Below are 19945 nucleotides of genomic sequence, written 5' to 3'. Positions count from 1 at the left end.
CGACCCCCGACGAACTACCACCCCCGAGGCAACACCACACAACACCCCGCCGCCACACCCCAGCCACCCATACACCCAGAGAACTCCCGAGAACCCCGGAGAACCCACCACCACAGAACACCCGGAACCCCACACCCGGAACCCAACACTTCCACGCCCCCTGCCTCTGCTCCACCTCCACCGACGCACAGACATCCTGGTGCTCCACGCATCCCGGCTCATTGCCCGCAGCCGGGCCGTCACCGAAGCCGGGCCCGGGCCGCCATGAGCGCGAAGCCCAGCAGGTTCAGCCCCCGCCAACACCGCGGGTCCCCGACGTCCGGGTCGTCCTCGGCCATGCCGATGCCCCATACCCGGTCACCGGGGCTCGCCTCCACCAGCACGCGCGAGCCGGTACCCAGAAGGAACTCCGACAGTTCCGGGTGGTGTGCGAACTTCGCGACGCTGCCCTCCACGACGATCCCGTAACGCGCGGCGTCCCACGTCCCCTGCGCGAAGCCGGCCACGCCGCGGCCCAACGCCTTGGCGTCCGCCGGGTGCTTCGCTGCGAGGATCCTGCGTTCGCTCTCCGCGTCGCCGAACAGCCGCGCCTTCCCGGCCATCATGTAGTGCTCCGCGGTCCGGTAGGTCTTCCCGTCCACGGTGAAGGGCGCTTCCCACCACTGCGACAGGCAGCTCGCCGACACCCCCGTGGGCGACTTCCGGTGGCCCCGGAAGAACAGGTACTCCGCGGCCGGGGCGTCGGCGGACAGGGACAGCAGGTCGTCGACGGAACGTGCGTCCGCGGGGGTCGTCGGGGACATGCCACGCAGTATCCAGTACGGGAACGCCCGCAGCACAGGGCTTCCACTACGATGCGTGGCGCACCGCCCCACCACCCCGCCCCCACGGATCGAGGTACCTCCCATGCCCGACGGCCCGCAGATCGACACGACCCGCACCCACTCCGCGCGCATCTGGAACTACTGGATGGGCGGCAAGGACCACTACCCCGTCGACCGTGAGGCCGGGGACCAGGTGATCCAGCACTTCCCGGACATCGTCGACCTGGCCCGCAGCAGCCGCGAGTTCCTCATCCGCGCCGTCACCCACCTGACCACCGACGCGGGTGTGCGCCAGTTCCTCGACATCGGGACCGGCATGCCCACAGCGGACAACACCCACGAGGTCGCCCAGTCCATCGCGCCGGAATCCCGCGTGGTCTACGTCGACAACGACCCGCTGGTTCTCGCCCACGCACGTGCACTCCTGGTCGGCACCTCAGAGGGCGCCACCGACTACGTGCACGCCGACGTGCGCGACCCCGACACGATCCTGGAACACGCCTCCCGCACTCTCGACCTCGACCGGCCGGTCGCGCTCATGCTCATGGGGATCCTCGGCCACGTGCCCGACGACGAGGTCCTGCCGATCGTGCGCCGCCTTCTGGACGCCCTGCCCTCCGGCAGCTACCTGGCCAGCTACGACGGCACCAACACGAGTGAGGCCTACAACCGGGCCATCGAGATCGGCAACGAACAGGGCGACGTGCCCTACCTGCTGCGCAGCCCGGAGGCGATCGAGGCGCGCTTCGAGGGGCTGGAGCTCCTCGACCCCGGCGTCGTGCCCTGCCCCCTGTGGCGTCCGCGCCCTGTCGAGGTCGGGCAGCCGCGCGGCATGGACCAGTACTGCGGCGTGGCCCGCAAGCCCTGACCCGGGACGCTGCGGGCGCCCTGCCCGATCCGGGTCCGGGCAGGGCGCGGCAGCCCCTCAGGGGCACGCGGGGCCGTCAGGGCTCCCTCACGGGTAGGCGCACTGCCCGTCGCCGGCCCGGAGGTTGGTGGTGGCGATGTACTCGTTGGCCCGGATCCGGCGGAAGTTGACGTCGCCGTCGCCGCGGTCCTCGTATAGGCGTTCACTGGCCACGATCTCGTCGCCCTCGTAGAGGTGGTGCGAGACGTTGTCCGCGGTCGAGTTGGGCAAGGTACGGACGTTGGCCACGTTCACCGTGACGACGTAGGGGCAGGCCCCGTCGCTCTGGGTGGTCTCCGATGCCTGGGCCGGGACAGCCAGCAGCGCACCGCCGAAGACTGCTGCCGCCCCCAATGCGGCAGCAGTGGTGCCACGCGCGAGGAGGCCGTGTCGATTCCGCATGAAAACCCTCGTTCCGAGTCGGGAGATGTGAGTGGTGTGCGGGCCCGCTGATGTGTCTCGGTGCCGTCGAGTGATCAGTTCGCCGGCGCCGGTTCGAAGATAGCCCGGATCCGGGCTGTCCATGCTGGTCAGGCCACATGCGGCCATCGGACGTCCGAATGCGGTCACGGGGTAAGGCGAATTCTCATTCTTTGGCCCAATTGTGTATTTCGTGTTCTGTGTTCGACGTGTTCGGGGGGAACATGCTTTCCGATCCCGCCCCACCGGGGTGCATTCGCCACCGGAACCCCTTGGTGCGAACACACGAACGCCCCCGGTCGGCCCGCTTGGCGCATCCCACCAACCCCGGCCCGCGACCCGGAATCTTCACGCCGGGTCCTTCCCCCGGACATCGGAGGGCGGCATGATGTGCGGGCCCGCTGACCCCCACGCACTTGGAAGTGACGAAGGCGTGCCACGAGCGTTCCCCGACCCCCGCAGACCCCTGACCGCCTCCCTGTCGGCCGCAGCTGCGCTGGCTCTCGGCGCCGGGCTCACAGCGGCTCTGCCCGCCTCTGCCGAGAACGGCGCGGCGCCCCCGCCCGAGGTCGGGGGCGTGTACGGCGCCTCCTCCGACCCCATCGGACCCGGCGACGTGCGGATCCACGACATCCAGGGCAGCACTCGGCAGTCCCCGCTCGTCGGCGAGCTCGTCGACGGGGTACCGGGTGTGGTCACCGCGGTCGCCGAGTTCGGCAGCGCCCGCGGGTTCTGGTTCCAGGACACCGAGGGCGACGGCAACCCGCGTACCAGTGAGGGCCTGTTCGTCTTCACGGGCGAGGACACCCCCAGGTCCGGGTCGGCGACGAGATCCTCGCGTCCGGCCGCGTGAGCGAGTACCGCCCCGACGAGGGCGCGCAGAGCATCACCCAGCTCGACCAGGGCAGCTGGACCATCGTCTCGGAGGGCAACGACCTGCCCGAGGCGGTCCTGCTGGAGGAGGACACCCTCCCCGAGGAGTACGCCCCCGAACCCGACGGCGACATCACCGACCGCGAGCTCGAGCCCGACGCCTACGCGCTCGACTTCTGGGCCGCGCACGAACACATGCGCGTCCGAATGGAGGACGCCCCCGTGGTCGCGCCCACCGACGCGCATGACGCGTTCTGGGTCACGACCCGCCCCGACGACAACCCCTCGGTCAACGGCGGGACGGTCTACTCCTCCTACGACGACCCCAACTCGGGCCGGGTGAAGGTCGAGTCACTCATCGACCACGACGAGGAACCGTTCCCCGAGGTGAACGTCGGCGACACCATGTCCGGCGCGATCGAGGGTCCGGTCTACTACAGCGAGTTCGGCGGCTACCTGGTGCGCGCCACCGGGATGGGCGAGCACGTGCCCGGTGACCTGGAGCGCGAGCCGGTCCGCGGGGCCGGACCGCACGAGGTCTCCGTGGCCACCTACAACGTCGAGAACCTGGGTGGCGCCGACGACCAGGAGGACTTCGACCGCCTAGCCGAGGGGTTCGTCGGCAACCTCGGCGACCCCGCGATCGTCGGTCTGGAGGAGATCCAGGACAACAGCAGCGAGGCCGACGACGGCACCGTCGACGCCGACCTCACCCTCGACCGCCTGGTGGAGGCCATCGCCGACCAGGGCGGGCCCGAGTACGAATGGCGCCAGATCAACCCGGAGGACAACGCGGACGGCGGTGTGCCCGGCGGCAATATCCGCAACGCGTTCCTGTTCGACCCCGAACGTGCGGACTTCGTCGACGCCGAGGGAGGTGACGCCACGACCCCCGTCGAGGTGGCCGAGGGCGGCAGCGGCGCGGAACTGAGCGTCTCCCCGGGCCGCATCGACCCGCAGCACGAGGCGTGGGACGAGACCCGCAAGCCGCTGGCCGGCCACTTCCGCGCGCAGAGCCAGGATCTGTACGTGGTCACCAACCACTTCAGTTCCAAGGGCCCCGACGAGCCGCTGCACGGTGTGAACCAGCCGCCGGAACGGGTCACCGAACCGCAGCGCAACGACCAGGCCGAGGTCGTGCGCGACTTCGCCGACGAGCTGCTGGGCGTGGATCCGGACGCGAACCTCGTCGTCATGGGCGACCTCAACGACTTCCAGTTCTCCCGGACGCTGGAGATCCTCACCGACGACGGGCCGATGTACAACCCGATGGACGACCTGGACGCCGGCGAGCAGTACAACTACGTGTTCGACGGCAACTCGCAGGCGCTGGACCACATCCTCGTCGCAGACGGCCTCGCCGACCGCGTGGAATCGTGCGCATCAACTCCGAGTTCCACGACCAGGTGAGCGACCACGACCCGCAGGTGCTGTGGTTGGACACCCGGGACTGAACCGTCCCTGAACCGACGGCCCCGGCGGTCCCCGTTCCGCCGGGGCCGCTGTGCTTCAGGCCCTGGGGGCGACCGCGAGGTAGACGGAGTTGCCGGACTCCCCGCCCTGGATCGGGTTGGGGAAGCTGACGACCTCGGCCCACGCGCGGTCGAAGACGCTGCCGAGGAGTTCGGTGAAGCCCTCGTCCGGTGCGTCGTTGGACCACAGGGCGAAGACCCCGCCGGGCACGAGCAGGTGGTCGCGCAGGTGGCGCAGCCCCTCGGGTGTGTAGAGGCCGGCGTGGCCGGGGTCGAGCACGTGAGTGGGGGAGTGGTCGATGTCGACGATCACCGCGTGGAACGGTTCCGGCTCCGGTTCGGGCGCGGGGCCCGACCCCGCGCCGACCATCGCGAAGAAGTCGCCGTGCACCAGGCGGCAGCGGGGGTCCTCGGTGAGCGTCGGCCCGAGCGGGATCAGCCCTTCCCGGTGCCAGTCGATGACCTCGGCCATCGCCTCGACCACGACGAGGGACCCAACGGTGTTGTCCTCCAGCACTGCCTCGGCGGTGTACCCGAGGCCCAGCCCGCCGACGGCCACCCGCAGGTCCGTGCCCCGGGTCTGCGCCAGCGCCAGCCGGGACATCTCGATCTCGGCCGCCGTGAACAGGCTCGACATCAGGAACTCGTCCCCGAGTTTGATCTCGTGGACCTTCGACCGGAACAGCGGGTCGTAGCGGCGGCGGAGGCTGAGTTCCCCCATCGGGGTCTGCCGCCAGTCGAGTTCCTGGAAGCGGGCGCTCATGTCGTCTCCTGCGGTCGGTCGTGCGGTCCGCCCTGACCGTAGCGCGGGGCCGCGGCCCCGCGTGCGTGCCGCGGTGGTCAGGACCCGGAACCCGGGTCGGCGTCCTGTCGGGCGCGGCGTTCCTCCAGCTCGCGCTGCTCGTGTGCGTGCTGCCGCAGTGCCGCCAGCACCCCGCCCTTGACCACGTGGTGGGCGGCGTAGAGCGCGAGGGCGATGAGAACGGCGGAGAGGGCCAGGAAGGAGACAGCATCGGAGGGCATGGCCCCACCCTACTGCTCGCCTCTCTCTGCGGACATACCTCGGAGGTATGCCCGGCCCTACCCCGGAACGGTGTTCTCGGGTAGTGCCGGGTGCCCTCCGAACCCGTAGCGTTCTCGGTACCAGTGGAAAATACGGACCATTTCCCCTTCGAGGACGGTGGAACTCCCTCATGGATTCGGTTGTGATGTCCGGTGTCGGTCGCAGGTACGGCGAGGGTGAAACCGCGGTCGACGCTCTGAGTGGTGTGAGCTGGGAGTTCGTCGAGGGTTCTTTCACTGCGGTGATGGGCCCCTCGGGTTCGGGGAAGAGCACCCTGATCACGTGCGCAGCCGGGCTCGTGCGTCCGAGCGAGGGCACCGTGTTTCTCGGCGGAACCGCGATTCACGAACTGTCCGAGAACGAACTCGCGGTCGTGCGCAGAGAACGTGTCGGTTTCGTATTCCAGGAATTCAACCTGGTCCCCGCATTGACCGCGAGGGAGAACATCGAACTCCCACTGCGCCTGGCAGGCCTCCCCGCGGACACGGAGNCCCCGCGCCCGCCTCTCCCACCGTCCCGACCAGCTCTCCGGCGGCCAGCAACAGCGCGTCGCCCTCTGCCGCGCCCTCATCACGAAGCCCGATCTCATCTGTGCGGACGAACCCACCGGCGCCCTCGACAGCGGGTCGAGCCGCCGGGTCATGGCCATGCTCAGGGAGGCGGTCGACGACTTCGGGCAGACGCTGGTGGTGGTCACACACGACCCGCTCGCCGCGAGCTATGCAGACCGCGTGCTGTTCCTCGTGGACGGGGAGATCGCCGACACCCTGGATGCGCCGACGTCCCGGAACGTCGCCGAGCGCATGGCCGACCTGGCGGGTGTCTCATGATCCCCATCGCCTGGCGCATCCTCCGCCGCCGGCCGGGCACGCTCGCCGGGGCCCTGGTCATGACCGCCCTGGGCGCCGCCCTGCTGAGCGCGTTCCTCGTGTTGCAGGACTCGATCGACCGGACCCGCGCGCCCGTGGAACGCTACGCCGGCGCCGATGTCGTGGTGGCTGGGGAGGACGGCATCCTCACCACCGAGCAGGTCGGATCCCTGGCCGACCTGCCCGGCGTCGACGAGACGGTCCCCGAGCTCTCCTTCCCCGCCTCGGTCCTGGACGCCGACGGCGCTCCGCTCATCGCCCAGGAGGAACGCCCCCAGTCCGGCCACGCCTGGACCAGCGCGGCCCTCACCCCGATGCAGGTCGACGAGGGTACCGGCCCCAGGACGGACGGCGCGGTCGTCGTCGACCGCGCGCTCGGCGAAACCGCCGGTGCCGGGGTCGGCGACGAGCTCACCGTCGACGTCGCGGGCACGGCCCGCACCTACGAACTCGCGGGCCTGGTCACCGGCCCCGGTGGGCGGGGCCCGGACCACCAGCACACGTTGTACTTCCACCCCGAGGAGGCCGAGCGCCTCGCCGAGCGCGGGGACGGTCGGGTCGACGCCGCCGGACTGACCCTTGAACCCGGCGCCGAAGCCACGGAAACGGCGGCGCACGTCCACGAGCTGATTTCCGACGGGTCGGCCGGCGACGCACCGGTACCGACCGGCTCCGAGCCCTTCCACGTGGCTGTCGGTGCCGACCGCGGCGAGCTCGAGGGCACCTGGCCCGACCACAGCGCGACCGCGGCGGCCCTGACGATGCTGGTGTGGATCGTGGCGTTCATGGCGGCCGCGGTGGTCTCCGGCGCGCTCGTCACGTCCGTACGGCGCAGGGCCGAGCAGTTCGCCCTGTTGCGCGCGGTCGGTGCGACGCCCCGGCAGATCCGGCGGCTGTGCCACGGCGAGGCGCTGCTGCTCTCGCTCGCGGCGGCGGGCGTGGGCTGCGTGCTCGGTGTAGTGCTCGCGCAGGCCATGGTGGGGGCCTTCCGTGAGCTCGGCCTCGTCAGCTCCGTCCTGACCCTGCAGGTCGGTGCCGTACCCCTGCTCGCCTCCGCCGCGGTGACCGTCCTGGTCGCTCAGGCCGCGTCGTGGGCGGCCTCGCGTTCGGCCCTGCGTATCCGCCCGGGCGACGCCCTGGGCGGGACACCGGTGCGCGGGCGTGGTCCGTGGCGCACCCGGATCCAGGTGGGATCGGGCCTGCTTCTGCTCGGGGCCGCCGGATCCCTCCAGGCCCTCGGGATGGCGGGGCTGGTCCCACCCGCCCTCTACGCGAGCTACGGCATGATCGCCGCGGGTCTGATCATCGTCGGTATCGGCCTGCTCGGAGCCTGGATCATCCACGCCTTCGCTCGCGTGCTCCGCCGACCGGTCTCGGCGGTTCCCGGTGTGGGCGGACACCTGGCCGCGGCCAATGTTCGCTTCCACTTCCGCCGGTACGCCGGGGTCGCCGCACCCCTGGCCGTCGGCGTCGCGATCGCGGGGTGGGCGCTCAGCGGGCTGCCCCTGTTCGTGCTGAGCAACGCCGACGAGGTCGCGGAACGCTTCGACGCCGACCGCGTCCTTCATGTCCCCGTCGTGCGCGACCAGCCCCTCGGGATCTCCGAGGAGACACGGAACCGCGTCGCCGCCGCCGACGGTGTCACCGCGACCGCCGGCCTGCGGGAGACCTGGGGGCACGTTCGCGCGGTCGACGCCGATGCGCCGGCCCGGGCGGGGGAGGCCACACGCCTGACCCTGGTCGAGGGGGAAGCGGGCGAGCTGCTGGACCTCGGTGCGGTCGACGGCGACCTGGCGCGCGCAGAGGCGGGCGAGGGCGTGGCCGTCGGTGCGTCCCACGCGAGGAACCGCGACCTTGACCTCGGTGACGAGGTCGAGCTCCGGATCTCCGGCGCCGACGAGGTCTCGGCACACCCTGTGGTGGCGGTCTACGAACGCGACGGCGGCGGGCAGGACGGGCTGCTGGCCTCCACCTCCGCGCTGCAGGGACAGGTCGCCGGCGGCCGGTACGACTTCGTGCTCGCCGCCCAGGACCGGGCCGCGTCCGCGGCGCCCGTCACCGGTGAGGCCAGGGCCGAGGACCCGGAACGCTTCCACACGACCTACGTGCACGAGCGCGAGGGTGCGATCGACAACCTCGGGACCGTCGCCACCGCGCTCGTCGGGCTCTTCCTCGTCCTCGCGGCGGTCAACGCGTTGGCGGTATCGGCCTCCGACCGCAGGTCCGAACTGGCCTCGATGCGAAGACTCAACCTGACCGAACGGCAGATCAACGCCATGGTCGGGTGGGAGGTGGCACTGACCGTGGTCCCCGCCTGGCTGCTCGGAACCGCGGCGACCGCCTGGATGGCCCTTGCGATGGCAGGCGGCGACGTCGGCGCGGCCCTGTGGGCGTTCCCGTGGGCGGTGCTGCCCGCAGTGGGCGCGCTCGGCCTGGCGGTCGCGGTGGCGGGCGCGCGGGCCGCGACCCGAGGGCTGCTGCGTTCCCTCGACCGGTGAGCGGGACCGGGCGCACCGGGCGTCCGCGCCCCTACCGCGCCTCCACCACGCCCCGCGCGTCCCCGTCCCCGGCACGGTCCCGCCCGTGGCAGGGCTCACCGCCCGGGCAGGCCGGGGCGCGTCCTATGCTGGGGGCGTCCGCGGGCCGCACACACCCGACACCGCGCCCGCACCCGGCCACGAGCGAGGGGACCAACGATGAACGTGCTGCTCACCGGAGGTGCCGGCTACATCGGTACCCACACGGCAGTCGAGCTCCTCGAGGCCGGACACGACGTCATCGTCGCCGACTCCTTCGTCAACAGCCATGAGGAGGCCCTGCGCCGCGTCGAGCGCATCACCGGCCGGGACGTCGCCTTCCACCGCGTCGACTGCACCGATCCCGACGCCCTCCGGGGGGTGTTCTCCTCGCACGACATCGACGCCGTCGTGCACCTGGCCGGGCTCAAGGCCGTGGGGGAGTCGGTCCACCAGCCCCTGCGCTACTACCGCAACAACCTCGACGCGCTCCTCACGCTGGCCGAGGTCATGAACGAGTCCGGGGTGCGCGACCTCGTCTTCAGCTCCTCGGCCACCGTCTACGGCGACCCCGACACCGTCCCGATCCCCGAGTCCGCCGGGCTGGAGACCACCAACCCCTACGGCACCACCAAGCTCTTCATCGAGCAGATGCTCCGCGACCTGGCCGAGGCCGACCCGTCGCTGCGCATCATCTCCCTGCGCTACTTCAACCCGATCGGCGCCCACGCCAGCGGCCTCATCGGCGAGGACCCGCAGGGGGTACCCAACAATCTCTTCCCCTACATCGCGCAGGTGGCCGCCGGACGCCGCGACCACCTCAGCGTCTTCGGCGACGACTACGACACCCCCGACGGGACCGGGGTCCGCGACTACCTCCACGTCGTCGACCTCGCCCGCGGCCACGCCGCCGCCCTCGACCACCTCGCCGACCGCGAGGGGGGGTACCGCGTCTACAACCTCGGCACCGGACGCGGGACCTCGGTGCTGGAGTGCGTGCGCCTGTTCGAGGAAGCCACCGGCGTGCACGTGCCTCACCGGGTCGTCGACCGCCGCCCCGGCGACATCGCGGTCTGTTACGCAGACCCCACCGCAGCCGCCCGCGACCTCGGTTGGAAGGCCCAGTTCACGGTCGCCGACGCCTGCGCCGACACCTGGCGCTGGCAGGACGGCAACCCCCACGGGTTCGCCGGGACGCCCGCCGAGGGCTGAGCCGGAGCGCACACCCCGGAGCGGCCCCCTGAACACCGGGAACGCCCTAGACTTGGGGGAGATCCCTTTATCCCTGCGGAAGGTCCTCCGTCGTGTCCGTTGGTGCTGACACCACGTTCGACACCGTCCTCGTCGTCGACTTCGGCGCGCAGTACGCGCAGCTGATCGCGCGGCGGGTGCGGGAAGCGCACGTGCACAGCGAGATCGTGCCCTCGACCATGCCGGTCGAGGAGATGCTCGCCAAGAAACCCAAGGCCATCATCCTGTCCGGCGGGCCCTCCTCGGTCTACGCCGAAGGCGCCCCCAACGTGGGCGCGGAGCTGTTCGAGACCGGGGTCCCGACCTTCGGTATCTGCTACGGCTTCCAGGCGATGACCCGCGCCCTGGGCGGAACCGTCGCCCGCACCGAGCTCAGCGAGTTCGGCCGCACCCAGCTCACCGCCGAGTCCGGTGTGCTGTTCGAGGGCATGCCGACCGAGCAGTTGGTGTGGATGTCGCACGGTGACTCCGTCGTCGAGGCCCCCGCAGGGTTCGCGACCACAGCCCACACCGCGGGCGCCCCCGTGGCCGCCTTCGAGGACACCGACCGCAGCCTGTTCGGCGTCCAGTTCCACCCCGAGGTCATGCACACCGAGCACGGCCAGGAGGTGCTGCGCCGCTTCCTGTACGAGGGCGCCGGGTGCCGCCCGACCTGGACCATGGTCAACATCGTCGATGAGCAGGTCGACCGCATCCGCGGGCAGATCGGCGACAAGCAGGTCATCTGCGCCCTCAGCGGCGGGGTGGACTCCGCGGTCGCGGGCGCCCTCGTGCAGCGCGCCGTCGGCGAGCAGCTCACCTGCGTCTTCGTCGACCACGGCCTCCTGCGCAAGGGCGAGGCCGAGCAGGTCGAGAAGGACTACGTCGACATCACCGGCGCCAAGCTCAAGGTGGTCGACGCCCAGGCCCAGTTCCTGGACGCGCTGTCGGGTGTCAGCGACCCCGAGGAGAAGCGCAAGGTCATCGGCCGCGAGTTCATCCGCGTCTTCGAACAGGCGGCCCGCGAGGTCGTCGCCGAGAGCGGGGAGGGCGACAGCGCGGTCGAGTTCCTGGTGCAGGGCACCCTGTACCCCGACGTCGTGGAGTCCGGTGGCGGCAGCGGTACCGCCAACATCAAGTCGCACCACAACGTGGGCGGCCTCCCCGACGACCTGCAGTTCACGCTCGTGGAGCCGCTGCGCGAGCTGTTCAAGGACGAGGTGCGCAAGGTCGGTGAGGAGCTCGGTCTGCCCCCCGAGATGGTGTGGCGCCAGCCCTTCCCCGGCCCCGGCCTGGGCATCCGCATCATCGGCGAGGTCACCCGCGAGCGCCTGGAGATCCTGCGCGACGCCGACGCCATCGCCCGCGAGGAGCTCTCCCGCGCCGGCCTGGACCGCGACATCTGGCAGTGCCCGGTCGTCCTGCTGGCCGACGTGCGCTCGGTCGGTGTGCAGGGCGACGGCCGCACCTACGGGCACCCGGTGGTCCTGCGCCCCGTCAGCAGTGAGGACGCCATGACCGCCGACTGGTCGCGGGTCCCCTATGGCGTCCTGGCGCAGATCTCCAACCGCATCACCAACGAGGTGCGCGAGATCAACCGGGTCACGCTCGACGTCACGAGCAAGCCCCCGGGCACCATCGAGTGGGAGTAGGCGCTCCCGAGAACGTATGGAGGGGCCGGTCCGCAGAGCGGGCCGGCCCCTCCGCGTGTGCAGCGCAGTGGCTCAGTACTCCCCGAACTCGTAGTCGTCGGAGCGCTCCACGAGGTCGCCGATGGGGATCTCCTCGTAACGCTCGGGGTTCTGGCCCGGCTGTTCGCCCTCGGGGGCCTCCTCGGCCGTCAGCATGAGCGCCTCGGGGGTCTGGTCGGTGAGGATCAGGAAGACCACCGGTCCGGCGACCTCCTGGCCGGGCGCGATCGCGGACTCCCACAGCGGGGCGTCCTCCTCGTCGGTGGAGGGCTTGCGCGCCACCTCCTCGGACCGGTCGGTCACCATGACCTGGTTCTCCGCCCGGATCCGCACGGGTTCGTCGCTGTTGTTGGTGACCGACAGCTCGGCCACGCAGTACTCGCCCCGGTTGCGCTGGGCCTCCGAGTGCACGCCCACCTGGTTCATGCCGCACACGACCGTCATGACATCGAAGTCGACAGGACCGGAACCGGCCGGGCCCTGAGGGTCGTCCGGTGCGGCGTCGGCCCCGGCGTCGTCCTCGGCGGAGTCCTGGCTGTCGGACGCGTCGGCGCCGAACCACAGCGGCCCGGACCCCGGGTTGAGCACGCTGAACAACAGGAACAGGATCGCCGCCACGAGCGCGACCCCGCCCAGGCCCAGCGCCAGGAACAGCCCCCTGCGGCGCCCCGGCTCGGCCGGACGGTGCGGGGGCGGTGGGACCGGCGGCACATACGGGCGGGAGCTGGGCCTCGGCTGCTGCTGGGCCTGCTGTTGCGCCTGGGCCTGCTGCGCCTGCGGGTTCTGCTGGTCGCCCGGCGCGACCATCGGGATCGGCCCGGTCGAGGCCGGGTGCTGCGCGGGCGGAGGTCCGCCCGGGTGCTGCTGTGCCTGCGGCGGCGCCCCGGACGGGTGTGCGGCCGGCTGCGGGCCGCCGTGTGCCCCGGGCTGCGGGTGCGCGAAGTTGCCGGTCTGCTGGGCCGGTGGCACCGGCGGGCCGGTCTGCTGGAACTGTCCGGGCGGCGGACGGCGCATGCCGCTCGCGGTCTGGTGCGCGTTCTGCGGCGGTTGGGGCGGGGCCCCGGGCCCGGGCGGGATCGGGGGGAGCTTCGGGTGCCACGACTGGTTCAGCGCGTCGGAGACCATGTCGTTGCTGTTGTCCTCACCGCCGGTGAGCTCCAGCAACAGGTCCTGCGCGGTCGGGCGGCGGCCCGGCTCCTTGGCCAGGGCCTGGGCGACGAGCCGGTCCAGCGGGCCGTGGAGGTTGCCCAGCTGTGGTTCGGCGAACAGCACCCGCTTGCCCAGGGTCATGGCGTCGCCGTTGCCGAACGGGTGGGTGCCGTTGCCTGCGAAGGCCACCAGGCAGCCCCACGCGAAGATGTCCGCGGAGGTGGTGACCTGCTCCTCCAGCAGCTGCTCGGGCGCCATCCACCCCGGGCTGCCCATGACGATGCCGGTCTGGGTGTGGCTCGTCGAGGTGTTCATGGCCCGGGCGATACCGAAGTCGATCACCCGCGGCCCCGACAGCGACAGCAGCACGTTGGCGGGCTTGAGGTCGCGGTGGACCAGCCCGGTGCGGTGGATGGCGGCCAGCGCCGCGGCCACACCGAGCGCGAAGCCGTGCAGCGTCGAGGAGTCCAGTGGACCGTTCTCGGCAACGTGTTCGGCCAGCGCGGTCCCGGCGATGTACTCGGTGACCATGTACGGCCGGTTCTCGAAGGTCCCGTGGTCCAGGACCTTGGCCGTGCAGAAGGAGGCGACCTTGCGGGCGTTCTCCATCTCGTCGCGGAACCGGGCCCGGGTCTGCTCGTCGAACGCGAGCTCCGGGCGGATGACCTTGATGGCTACCTGGTTGCTGCGCTCCGGCATGCTGCCGAGGTAGACGGTCCCCATGCCTCCGCTGCCCAGTTTCCCGGACAGCACATACGGACCGATGGTGGCCGGATCTCCGGCAGCCAGCGGTTCCAGGTTCTTCGGGAGCCCATCCGACGGCAAGCGACCCTCCCCGACGGTGTCCAAACTCCGCCTTGCCCCAAGGTAGCGGTGTTTGTGCCCGGATTCCCACTCGGAGGCCGGATCGGGCCCCGCAGGGGACGGGCGTTGACTGACATGACAGTGGTGACGGTCCCCGGAGTGAAGGGCCCCGGATTCCCGCGCGGCGGTGTCACCGCCGGTGGGAGGCGGTGAACACGCGTGTGCCCCTGTGGGGGCTCGTGTTCACGCAAGGTGGGGGTTCCTTTACGATTGGGGACTCGTGACCTTTGATACCACCGTAACCGTGCGGGTTCCCGCGAAGGTGAACCTCCAGTTGGCGGTGGGGCCCGGACGTGAGGACGGGTTCCACGACCTCGTCAACGTGTTCCACGCCGTCTCGCTGTTCGACGAGGTTACCGCCAAGGACGCGTCGGCGCGTCGCTCGCGTCCCCTCACCGAACTCACCGCGGACGGTGACGTGGGGTCCCACCTTGCACGGGTGCCCCTCGACTCGTCGAATCTCGCGGCCCGGGCGGCCGGCCTCCTCGCTGAGACCACGGGGAAGGCTACGCCAGTCGATCTGAGTCTGGTCAAACAGATCCCCGTGGCGGGCGGGATGGCGGGCGGCAGCGCAGACGCTGCCGCGGCCCTGGTCGCCTGTGACCGGCTGTGGGGCGGCGGGCTCGCCCGCGAGGAGCTGCTCGGCCTCGCGGCACGCCTGGGCAGCGACGTCGCCTTCGGGCTCGTGGGCGGCACCGCCGTGGGCACCGGCCGCGGCGAGATCCTCACCCCGATGCACAGCCCCGGACGATTCCACTGGGTTTTCGCGCTCTCCCCGCACGGACTGTCGACCCCCGCGGTCTTCGGTGAGTACGACAGGCTCTTCCCCCGCGCCCCCGAACCCCGCGAGAGCCCTGATCTGCGCGAGGCCCTGGCCGCGGCCGACACCGCCGCCCTGGGCCGGGCGCTCGACAACGACCTCCAACCCGCGGCGCTGTCGCTGCTGCCGGAGCTCGAACGCACTCTGGAGACCGGGCGCGCGGCTGGCGCGGTCGGTGCCCTGGTGTCCGGTTCCGGCCCCACGTGCGCCTTCCTCGTCGGCGGCGGGGACGAACCCGAGGAGACCCTTGCCGGCCGTAGCTCCGAGGTCGTGGCGGCCCTGGAGGGCAGCGGCCTGTGCGAGCGGGTCGTGACCGCCGAGGGGGACGTCCCCGGCGCCACCGTGCTCTGAGCGGTCCGGGCGTGTGCGGCCGGGCGCCGACCCCTGCGCGGTCGCCCGGCCGGCCGATCACTTCACCGCGCCCATCGACAGGCCGCGCACCAGCTGCCGCTGTGCGGCCCAGCCCACGATCACGATCGGCAGCGAGGCCATCACCACCGCCGCCGACAGCTGCGCGACGAACAGCCCCTCGCTGGTGACGAACCCGGTCAGGAACACCGGGACCGTCGCCGCCTGGGCCGCCGTCAGGTTCACCGCGAAGAAGAACTCGTTCCACGCGAAGATCATGCAGATCAGCGCCGTCGCGGCGATGCCCGGCGCCATGACCGGAAGCATCACCGACCACAGGATCCTCGTCAGACCTGCGCCCTCGACCTTGGCGGCCTCCACGATCGCGGTCGGCACCTCGAGGAAGAACGACCGCAGCATCCACACGGCGATGGGCAGGTTCATCGCCGTGTAGAGCACCACCAGGGTCCACACGTTGTCCAGGACCGACAGGTGTGCCGCGGCGACGTAGATCGGCACCACGACCGCCACGACCGGCAGCATCTTCGTGGAGATGAAGAAGAACAGCACGTCCTTGGTGCGCTTGACCGGAGCGACCGACAGCGCGTAGGCGGCCGGCAGCCCCAGGACCAGCACCAGCACCGTCGACGCCAGGGTCGCGATCAGCGAGTTGCCCAGGTACGGCGCGAAGTCCGACTCCAGTACGGCCCGGAACCGGTCCAGGGTCGGCTCGAAGAACAGCGTCGGCGGATCGGTGGCGGCCTGGTTCTCCTCCTTGAAGGCCGTCAGAACCAGCCACAGCGCCGGGGAGACGAAGAGCAGGCCCACGGCCCACGTGAACACCGTCAGGGCGCCACCGCGCACAGTCGCGGCGTCCGGGATCCGGCGGTGTGCGGGCCGTTCGGCTGCTGGGGCGGTCACGATCGGGCCTCCTGTGCGTCCATGAACGTGCGGAAGATCAGCCGCAGGGCCAGCAGGGCCACGAGGATGGTGCCGACCACCACCACGACGCCCATGGCCGCGGACTGTCCGATGTCGAACCCGAGGAAGGTCCGCTGGTAGATGTAGAAGGGCAGGTTGGAGCTGTCGGTGCCCGGCCCGCCCTGCGTCATCATGTAGATCGTGTCGAAGGTGTTGACCACGTAGATCGACCCGAGCAGCACACCCAGCTCGATGTAGCGGCGCAGGTGCGGCAAGGTGATCCACACGAACATCTGCCATTTCGAGGCGCCGTCGACCTGCCCGGCCTCCAGTACGTCCGCGCTCTGGCTCTGCAACCCCGCGAGGACCAGCAACGCCATGAACGGCGTCCACTGCCACACCAGGGCGATGACCACCGACAGCACCGGGGCCTGCGAGACCCAGTCGAAGTCGGCGAACCCGAACGGGGCCAGCACGAAGTTGAGCAGCCCGAAGACCGGCTCCAGCATGATGTGCTTCCACAGCAGCGCCGTGGCCACGGGCAGGATCAGGAACGGCGTGATGATGAGCGTGCGCACCACACCCCGGCCCCAGAACTCGCGGTCCAGCAGCAGAGCCAACCCGATGCCCAGCAGCATCGCCACGATCACGCACGAGGCGGTGATGAGCACCGTGTTCGCGGCCGCACCCAGGAACTGGCGGTCGGTGAACACGGCCGCGTAGTTGGCCAGGCCGACCCACGCCTGCGAGTCGGGGCGCAGCAGGTTCCACGACCGCAGCGAGTACACGATCGTGGCCAGGAACGGCAGCTGGGTCACGACCAGCATGAACACCAGGGCGGGCAGCAGCGGTGCGCGCCGCACCCAGCCCTCGCGGCGGGCCGCGCGGGACGGGCGACGGCCTTCCCGGGTCGGACGCGCCGGGGCCTCCTCGCTCTCGGGGGCGGTCGCGGCGCTCATCGGTCGTCCTCCCTGTAGGTGGCGCCGACGGTCTCGGCGTACTCCTGGCTCTGCTCCAGCGCCTCCTCGACGGTGACGCGTCCGGCCACGGCCGAGCTGAGCTGCTGGCTCACCCGGGTCCCCAGGTCCTGGAACTCGGGGATGGCGAGGAACCCGATCCCCTCGTAGGGCACGGGCCGTGTGCCGGGGTCGGCCGGGTCGGCGTCCTGGATCCCGTCGAGCATCGGGTCGGCGTAGGCGTCGGCGACGTCGCGATAGGCGGGCTCCTCGAAGGTGGAGAGACGGTTGCCGGGCGGGACCCGCTGCCAGCCGTACTCCTCGGCGACGGTGCGCACGTACTCCTTGTCGGTCATCCATTCCAGGAACGCCCAGGCCTCCTCCTTGTGCTCGGAGGTGGAGGGGATGCCCAGCGACCAGGTGAACAGCCAGCCGCCGTAGTCGGTCTCGTGGACGGGCGCGGGCGCGTAGCCGTTCTGCCCGGCCACCGTGCCGGCGCTCTCGTCCTCGATGGTGCTGACCATGGACGTGGAGTCGTAGAACATCGCCGAACGCCCCTGCGCGTACTGGTTGAGGCAGTCGCCGAACCCGCTGTTGGCAGCGCCGGGCTGGCCGTGCTCGCGTACCAGGTCGACGTAGAACTCGGCGGCCTCGCGGAACTCGGGGGAATCGAGCTCGGCGTTCCAGTCCTCGTCGTACCAGCGGCCGCCGAAGGTGTTGAGGACGCTGTTGAACGGGCTGAGCATCTCGCCCCACCCGGCGAGGCCGCGCATACAGATGCCGGAGACCCCGGGCTCGACGCCGTCCAGCTCCTCGGCCAGGGCGGCGATCTCCTCCCAGGTGGGTTCCTCGGGCATCTCGACCCCGGCCTCGTCGAAGAGGTCCTCGCGGTAGGCGACGAACGCCGACTCCCCGTAGAAGGGCACCGAGTACATGTCGCCGTCGTAGGACAGGTCTTCGCGGATCGAGGGGACGAAGTCCTCGTGGTCGTACCCCTCGGAGTCGTCGATGCGGGGCTGGAGATTCTCCAGCCACCCGTACTCGGCCCACTGACGGGTCTCGTAGTTGCTGATCATCACGGCGTCGAACTCGCCCCCGCCGGTCGCCACCGAGGTGGTGATCTTGGCACGGGCCTCGTTCTCCGGAAGGGACACGAAGTCGACCTCGATGCCGGGGTACTGCTCGCGGAACTCCGACTGCAGGGAGATCGCGTCCTGCATCTGCGGGTTCGACACGATCGCCACGGTCAGCTGGACGGTGTCGTCGCCCGAGGCGGTGGCGCCCGCACCGGCACAGCCGGTCAGCAGGAGTCCCGCCGCGGCCGTGGCCAGCAGGGGCAGGCCCGGTGTGCTGCGCATTCCCGTGCTCCCTTCCCGGCTCACGAGTCCGCGTCGGCGGGGTCGGGCACGACCTGGACCTTGACGCCGGTCCCGGCGCGCATCATGGCCAGAGCCTCGGGGAACTTCTCGAGCGGCACGGCATCGGTGAGCAGCGGGGCCGTCTCGACGGTTCCGGACGCGATCAGGTCGACCGCGGCGCCGAAGCTGTGCAGCACCGCCATCGAGCCCACCACGGTGATCTCCTCGTTGTAGATGCGGAACGGCGACAGCGAGATCCGGGAGTCCTCGTCGGCGACGCCGAACACGAGCAGTCGGCCGCCCTTGCGGACCGCGTCGAAGGCGGCCTCGATCGCCGGAGGAGCGCCGGTGACGTCGACGGCGGCGTCGTAGGTGCCGGGGGTGATCTCCGCGGTGTCGGCGGCGGTGGCCGCGGCGCCCAGGTCGGCTGCGATGCTCAGGCGGTCGCGGTTGCGGTCGACGACGGTCACGTGTGCGCCCGAGTTCTGCAGGAGCTGCTGCAGGAACAGGCCCATGGTCCCGGCGCCCACGACGAGGAAGCTCTCGCCGGCCTCGACCCCGATGCGTCGCATGCCGTGCACCGCGCAGGAGAGGGGCTCGACCAGGGCGCCCTCGCGCATGCTCACCGAGGCGGGCAGCCGGTAGCAGTTGGCGGCGGGTACGGCCACGTACTCGGCGAAGGCGCCGTCGACGGTGTCGCCGGTCGCGCCCCAGTTCGCGCACAGGTTCCCGCGGCCGGCCCGGCAGTACTCGCAGTGGCCGCAGAAGAGCGAGGGGTCGACGGCCACACGGTCGCCCGGCCGCAGGTCACCGGGGGCGCGGTCGCCCACGGAGTCGACGGTTCCGGCGAACTCGTGCCCGGGGACCAGGGGGTAGGGGCTGGGCGGGAACTCTCCGTCGGCGATGTGCAGATCGGTCCCGCAGATCCCGCAGGCCCCGACGCGGACGACCACCCCGTCGGGGGCTGGGGCGGGGGCGGGCCGGTCTCCGACGCTCACGGAACCCGGCTCGTTGATGATGGCGGCACGCACGGGGCACTCCCGGAATCGTCATGGTGCTCAGATGAGCGACCTGGATCACATTTGTTTCGAACATTGAAAACCCACGTGAAACCTGGTGTCAATGGGTGTAGCTCAACCGAGTAGACTCGCGCACATATGAGCAAGCGGGGGAACGACGTGCAGGAGACCGGAACCCAGGGCACCGAGGCCGCGCCCCTCGGACCCGCGGAGATGCTGAGGCTGGCCGCCGTGGCGCGGCGCTTCTACCTCGACGGGCGCTCCAAGGTCGAGATCGCCGAGGAGTTCGGGCTCAGCCGGTTCAAGATCGCCCGCGACCTCGACTCCGCCCGTGAGCGCGGCATCGTGCACATCGACATCCGCCTGCCCGCACGTCTGGACGGAGAGCTCTCCGAGGGGCTGCGCTCCGCCTACGGGCTGCGGCGCGCCATCGTCGTGGAGACCCCCGTGGGCACGGACGGCAGTGCTGATGTGGCCGAGACCCGGCATGCGCTCGGCTCGGCCGCCGCGCGCCTGCTCGGCGAGATCGTGCGACCCGGTGAGGTGCTGGGGCTGGCGTGGAGCCGGGCCCTGCAGGTGATGGGCTCCGACCTGGTCGACCTTCCCGAGTGCACGGTCGTGCAGCTCAACGGGGTGCTGTCCGAG

At 71.1% G+C, this 19945-nt stretch carries 16 protein-coding genes and 2 pseudogenes; 9 read left to right on the top strand and 9 right to left on the bottom strand.

Annotation, left to right across the window (positions count from 1 at the left end):
- Window positions 1–239: 239 nt before the first annotated feature.
- Window positions 240–803: an NADAR family protein gene (locus D474_RS0126805; RefSeq protein ID WP_026118833.1), complete on the bottom strand. Its 564-nt coding sequence runs from the start codon at window positions 801–803 to the stop codon at window positions 240–242.
- A gap of 103 nt (window positions 804–906) precedes the next feature.
- Here D474_RS0126805 and D474_RS0126800 point away from each other — a divergent pair, with 103 nt between their 5' ends.
- Window positions 907–1692 (top strand): SAM-dependent methyltransferase, encoded by a 786-nt coding sequence (locus tag D474_RS0126800; RefSeq protein ID WP_017616556.1) that lies wholly within the window; start codon window positions 907–909, stop codon window positions 1690–1692.
- Between the two features lie 87 nt (window positions 1693–1779).
- Here D474_RS0126800 and D474_RS0126795 read toward each other — a convergent pair whose 3' ends face one another.
- On the bottom strand, window positions 1780–2133 hold the full coding sequence (locus tag D474_RS0126795; RefSeq protein ID WP_040704605.1) for a hypothetical protein: 354 nt from the start codon (window positions 2131–2133) through the stop codon (window positions 1780–1782).
- Window positions 2134–2539: 406 nt separating this feature from the next.
- Here D474_RS0126795 and D474_RS30245 point away from each other — a divergent pair.
- A pseudogene (locus tag D474_RS30245) lies at window positions 2540–4478 on the top strand (endonuclease/exonuclease/phosphatase family protein).
- A gap of 55 nt (window positions 4479–4533) precedes the next feature.
- Here the strand turns inward: D474_RS30245 and D474_RS0126785 are convergent.
- Window positions 4534–5259, bottom strand: a complete 726-nt coding sequence (locus D474_RS0126785) for a polyamine aminopropyltransferase (protein WP_017616554.1) — start codon at window positions 5257–5259, stop codon at window positions 4534–4536.
- Window positions 5260–5336: 77 nt separating this feature from the next.
- Complete coding sequence (locus D474_RS0126780; RefSeq protein WP_017616553.1) at window positions 5337–5519, bottom strand: hypothetical protein; 183 nt, start codon at window positions 5517–5519, stop codon at window positions 5337–5339.
- A gap of 47 nt (window positions 5520–5566) precedes the next feature.
- Between D474_RS0126780 and D474_RS34170 the strand changes: the two are divergent.
- The 5 genes and pseudogenes from D474_RS34170 to guaA form a co-directional block, all read left to right on the top strand.
- Window positions 5567–5980 (top strand): annotated as a pseudogene (locus D474_RS34170) (ATP-binding cassette domain-containing protein); the annotation flags it as partial.
- Between the two features lie 220 nt (window positions 5981–6200).
- Entirely contained in the window at window positions 6201–6389 is a 189-nt protein-coding gene (locus D474_RS33760) for a hypothetical protein (protein WP_017616552.1), read from the top strand.
- Window positions 6386–8926, top strand: coding sequence for an ABC transporter permease (locus D474_RS0126770; RefSeq protein ID WP_017616551.1), 2541 nt, complete (start codon window positions 6386–6388; stop codon window positions 8924–8926). The genes D474_RS33760 and D474_RS0126770 overlap by 4 nt, the downstream gene beginning before the upstream one ends.
- Window positions 8927–9124: 198 nt before the next feature.
- Window positions 9125–10156, top strand: a complete 1032-nt coding sequence (galE, locus tag D474_RS0126765) for a UDP-glucose 4-epimerase GalE (protein ID WP_017616550.1) — start codon at window positions 9125–9127, stop codon at window positions 10154–10156.
- A gap of 92 nt (window positions 10157–10248) precedes the next feature.
- Window positions 10249–11826 (top strand): glutamine-hydrolyzing GMP synthase, encoded by a 1578-nt coding sequence (gene guaA / locus D474_RS0126760; protein WP_017616549.1) that lies wholly within the window; start codon window positions 10249–10251, stop codon window positions 11824–11826.
- Between the two features lie 72 nt (window positions 11827–11898).
- Here the strand turns inward: guaA and D474_RS0126755 are convergent, their stop codons facing one another.
- On the bottom strand, window positions 11899–13839 hold the full coding sequence (locus D474_RS0126755) for a serine/threonine-protein kinase (RefSeq protein WP_017616548.1): 1941 nt from the start codon (window positions 13837–13839) through the stop codon (window positions 11899–11901).
- 259 nt (window positions 13840–14098) lie between these two features.
- On the opposite strand from D474_RS0126755, the gene D474_RS0126750 reads away from it, so the two are divergent.
- A complete protein-coding gene (locus D474_RS0126750; RefSeq protein ID WP_275040818.1) occupies window positions 14099–15049 on the top strand; it encodes a 4-(cytidine 5'-diphospho)-2-C-methyl-D-erythritol kinase in 951 nt (316 codons plus the stop codon).
- 57 nt (window positions 15050–15106) lie between these two features.
- Here D474_RS0126750 and D474_RS0126745 read toward each other — a convergent pair whose 3' ends face one another.
- The 4 genes from D474_RS0126745 to D474_RS0126730 are packed head-to-tail and all read right to left on the bottom strand — an operon-like array spanning window position 15107 to window position 19312.
- Entirely contained in the window at window positions 15107–15967 is an 861-nt protein-coding gene (locus D474_RS0126745; protein ID WP_017616546.1) for a carbohydrate ABC transporter permease, read from the bottom strand.
- On the bottom strand, window positions 15964–16926 hold the full coding sequence (locus D474_RS0126740) for a carbohydrate ABC transporter permease (RefSeq protein ID WP_017616545.1): 963 nt from the start codon (window positions 16924–16926) through the stop codon (window positions 15964–15966). Before D474_RS0126740 ends, D474_RS0126745 begins: the two co-directional genes overlap by 4 nt.
- On the bottom strand, window positions 16923–18281 hold the full coding sequence (locus D474_RS0126735; RefSeq protein WP_017616544.1) for an ABC transporter substrate-binding protein: 1359 nt from the start codon (window positions 18279–18281) through the stop codon (window positions 16923–16925). The genes D474_RS0126740 and D474_RS0126735 overlap by 4 nt, the downstream gene beginning before the upstream one ends.
- A gap of 20 nt (window positions 18282–18301) precedes the next feature.
- Window positions 18302–19312 carry a zinc-dependent alcohol dehydrogenase family protein gene (locus D474_RS0126730; RefSeq protein WP_017616543.1) on the bottom strand — a complete coding sequence of 337 codons (1011 nt, stop codon included), beginning with the start codon at window positions 19310–19312 and terminating at the stop codon, window positions 18302–18304.
- Window positions 19313–19513: 201 nt separating this feature from the next.
- Here D474_RS0126730 and D474_RS0126725 point away from each other — a divergent pair.
- On the top strand, window positions 19514–19945 hold a 432-nt coding region (locus D474_RS0126725), incomplete at its 3' end, for a sugar-binding domain-containing protein (protein ID WP_026118834.1).

The sequence above is a fragment of the Nocardiopsis salina YIM 90010 genome, from assembly GCF_000341025.1.
Taxonomy (GTDB): domain Bacteria; phylum Actinomycetota; class Actinomycetes; order Streptosporangiales; family Streptosporangiaceae; genus Nocardiopsis; species Nocardiopsis salina.
This window is presented reverse-complemented; position numbering and strand designations above follow the sequence as displayed.

Excerpts from the sequence above, each read along its gene's own strand:
- D474_RS0126805 (WP_026118833.1), bottom strand. The coding sequence starts at position 803 with ATGTCCCCGACGACCCCCGCGGACGCACGTTCCGTCGACGACCTGCTG.
- D474_RS0126800 (WP_017616556.1), top strand. The coding sequence starts at position 907 with ATGCCCGACGGCCCGCAGATCGACACGACCCGCACCCACTCCGCGCGC.
- D474_RS0126795 (WP_040704605.1), bottom strand. The coding sequence starts at position 2,133 with ATGCGGAATCGACACGGCCTCCTCGCGCGTGGCACCACTGCTGCCGCA.
- D474_RS0126785 (WP_017616554.1), bottom strand. The coding sequence starts at position 5,259 with ATGAGCGCCCGCTTCCAGGAACTCGACTGGCGGCAGACCCCGATGGGG.
- D474_RS0126780 (WP_017616553.1), bottom strand. The coding sequence starts at position 5,519 with ATGCCCTCCGATGCTGTCTCCTTCCTGGCCCTCTCCGCCGTTCTCATC.
- D474_RS33760 (WP_017616552.1), top strand. The coding sequence starts at position 6,201 with ATGGCCATGCTCAGGGAGGCGGTCGACGACTTCGGGCAGACGCTGGTG.
- D474_RS0126770 (WP_017616551.1), top strand. The coding sequence starts at position 6,386 with ATGATCCCCATCGCCTGGCGCATCCTCCGCCGCCGGCCGGGCACGCTC.
- galE (WP_017616550.1), top strand. The coding sequence starts at position 9,125 with ATGAACGTGCTGCTCACCGGAGGTGCCGGCTACATCGGTACCCACACG.
- D474_RS0126740 (WP_017616545.1), bottom strand. The coding sequence starts at position 16,926 with ATGAGCGCCGCGACCGCCCCCGAGAGCGAGGAGGCCCCGGCGCGTCCG.
- D474_RS0126735 (WP_017616544.1), bottom strand. The coding sequence starts at position 18,281 with ATGCGCAGCACACCGGGCCTGCCCCTGCTGGCCACGGCCGCGGCGGGA.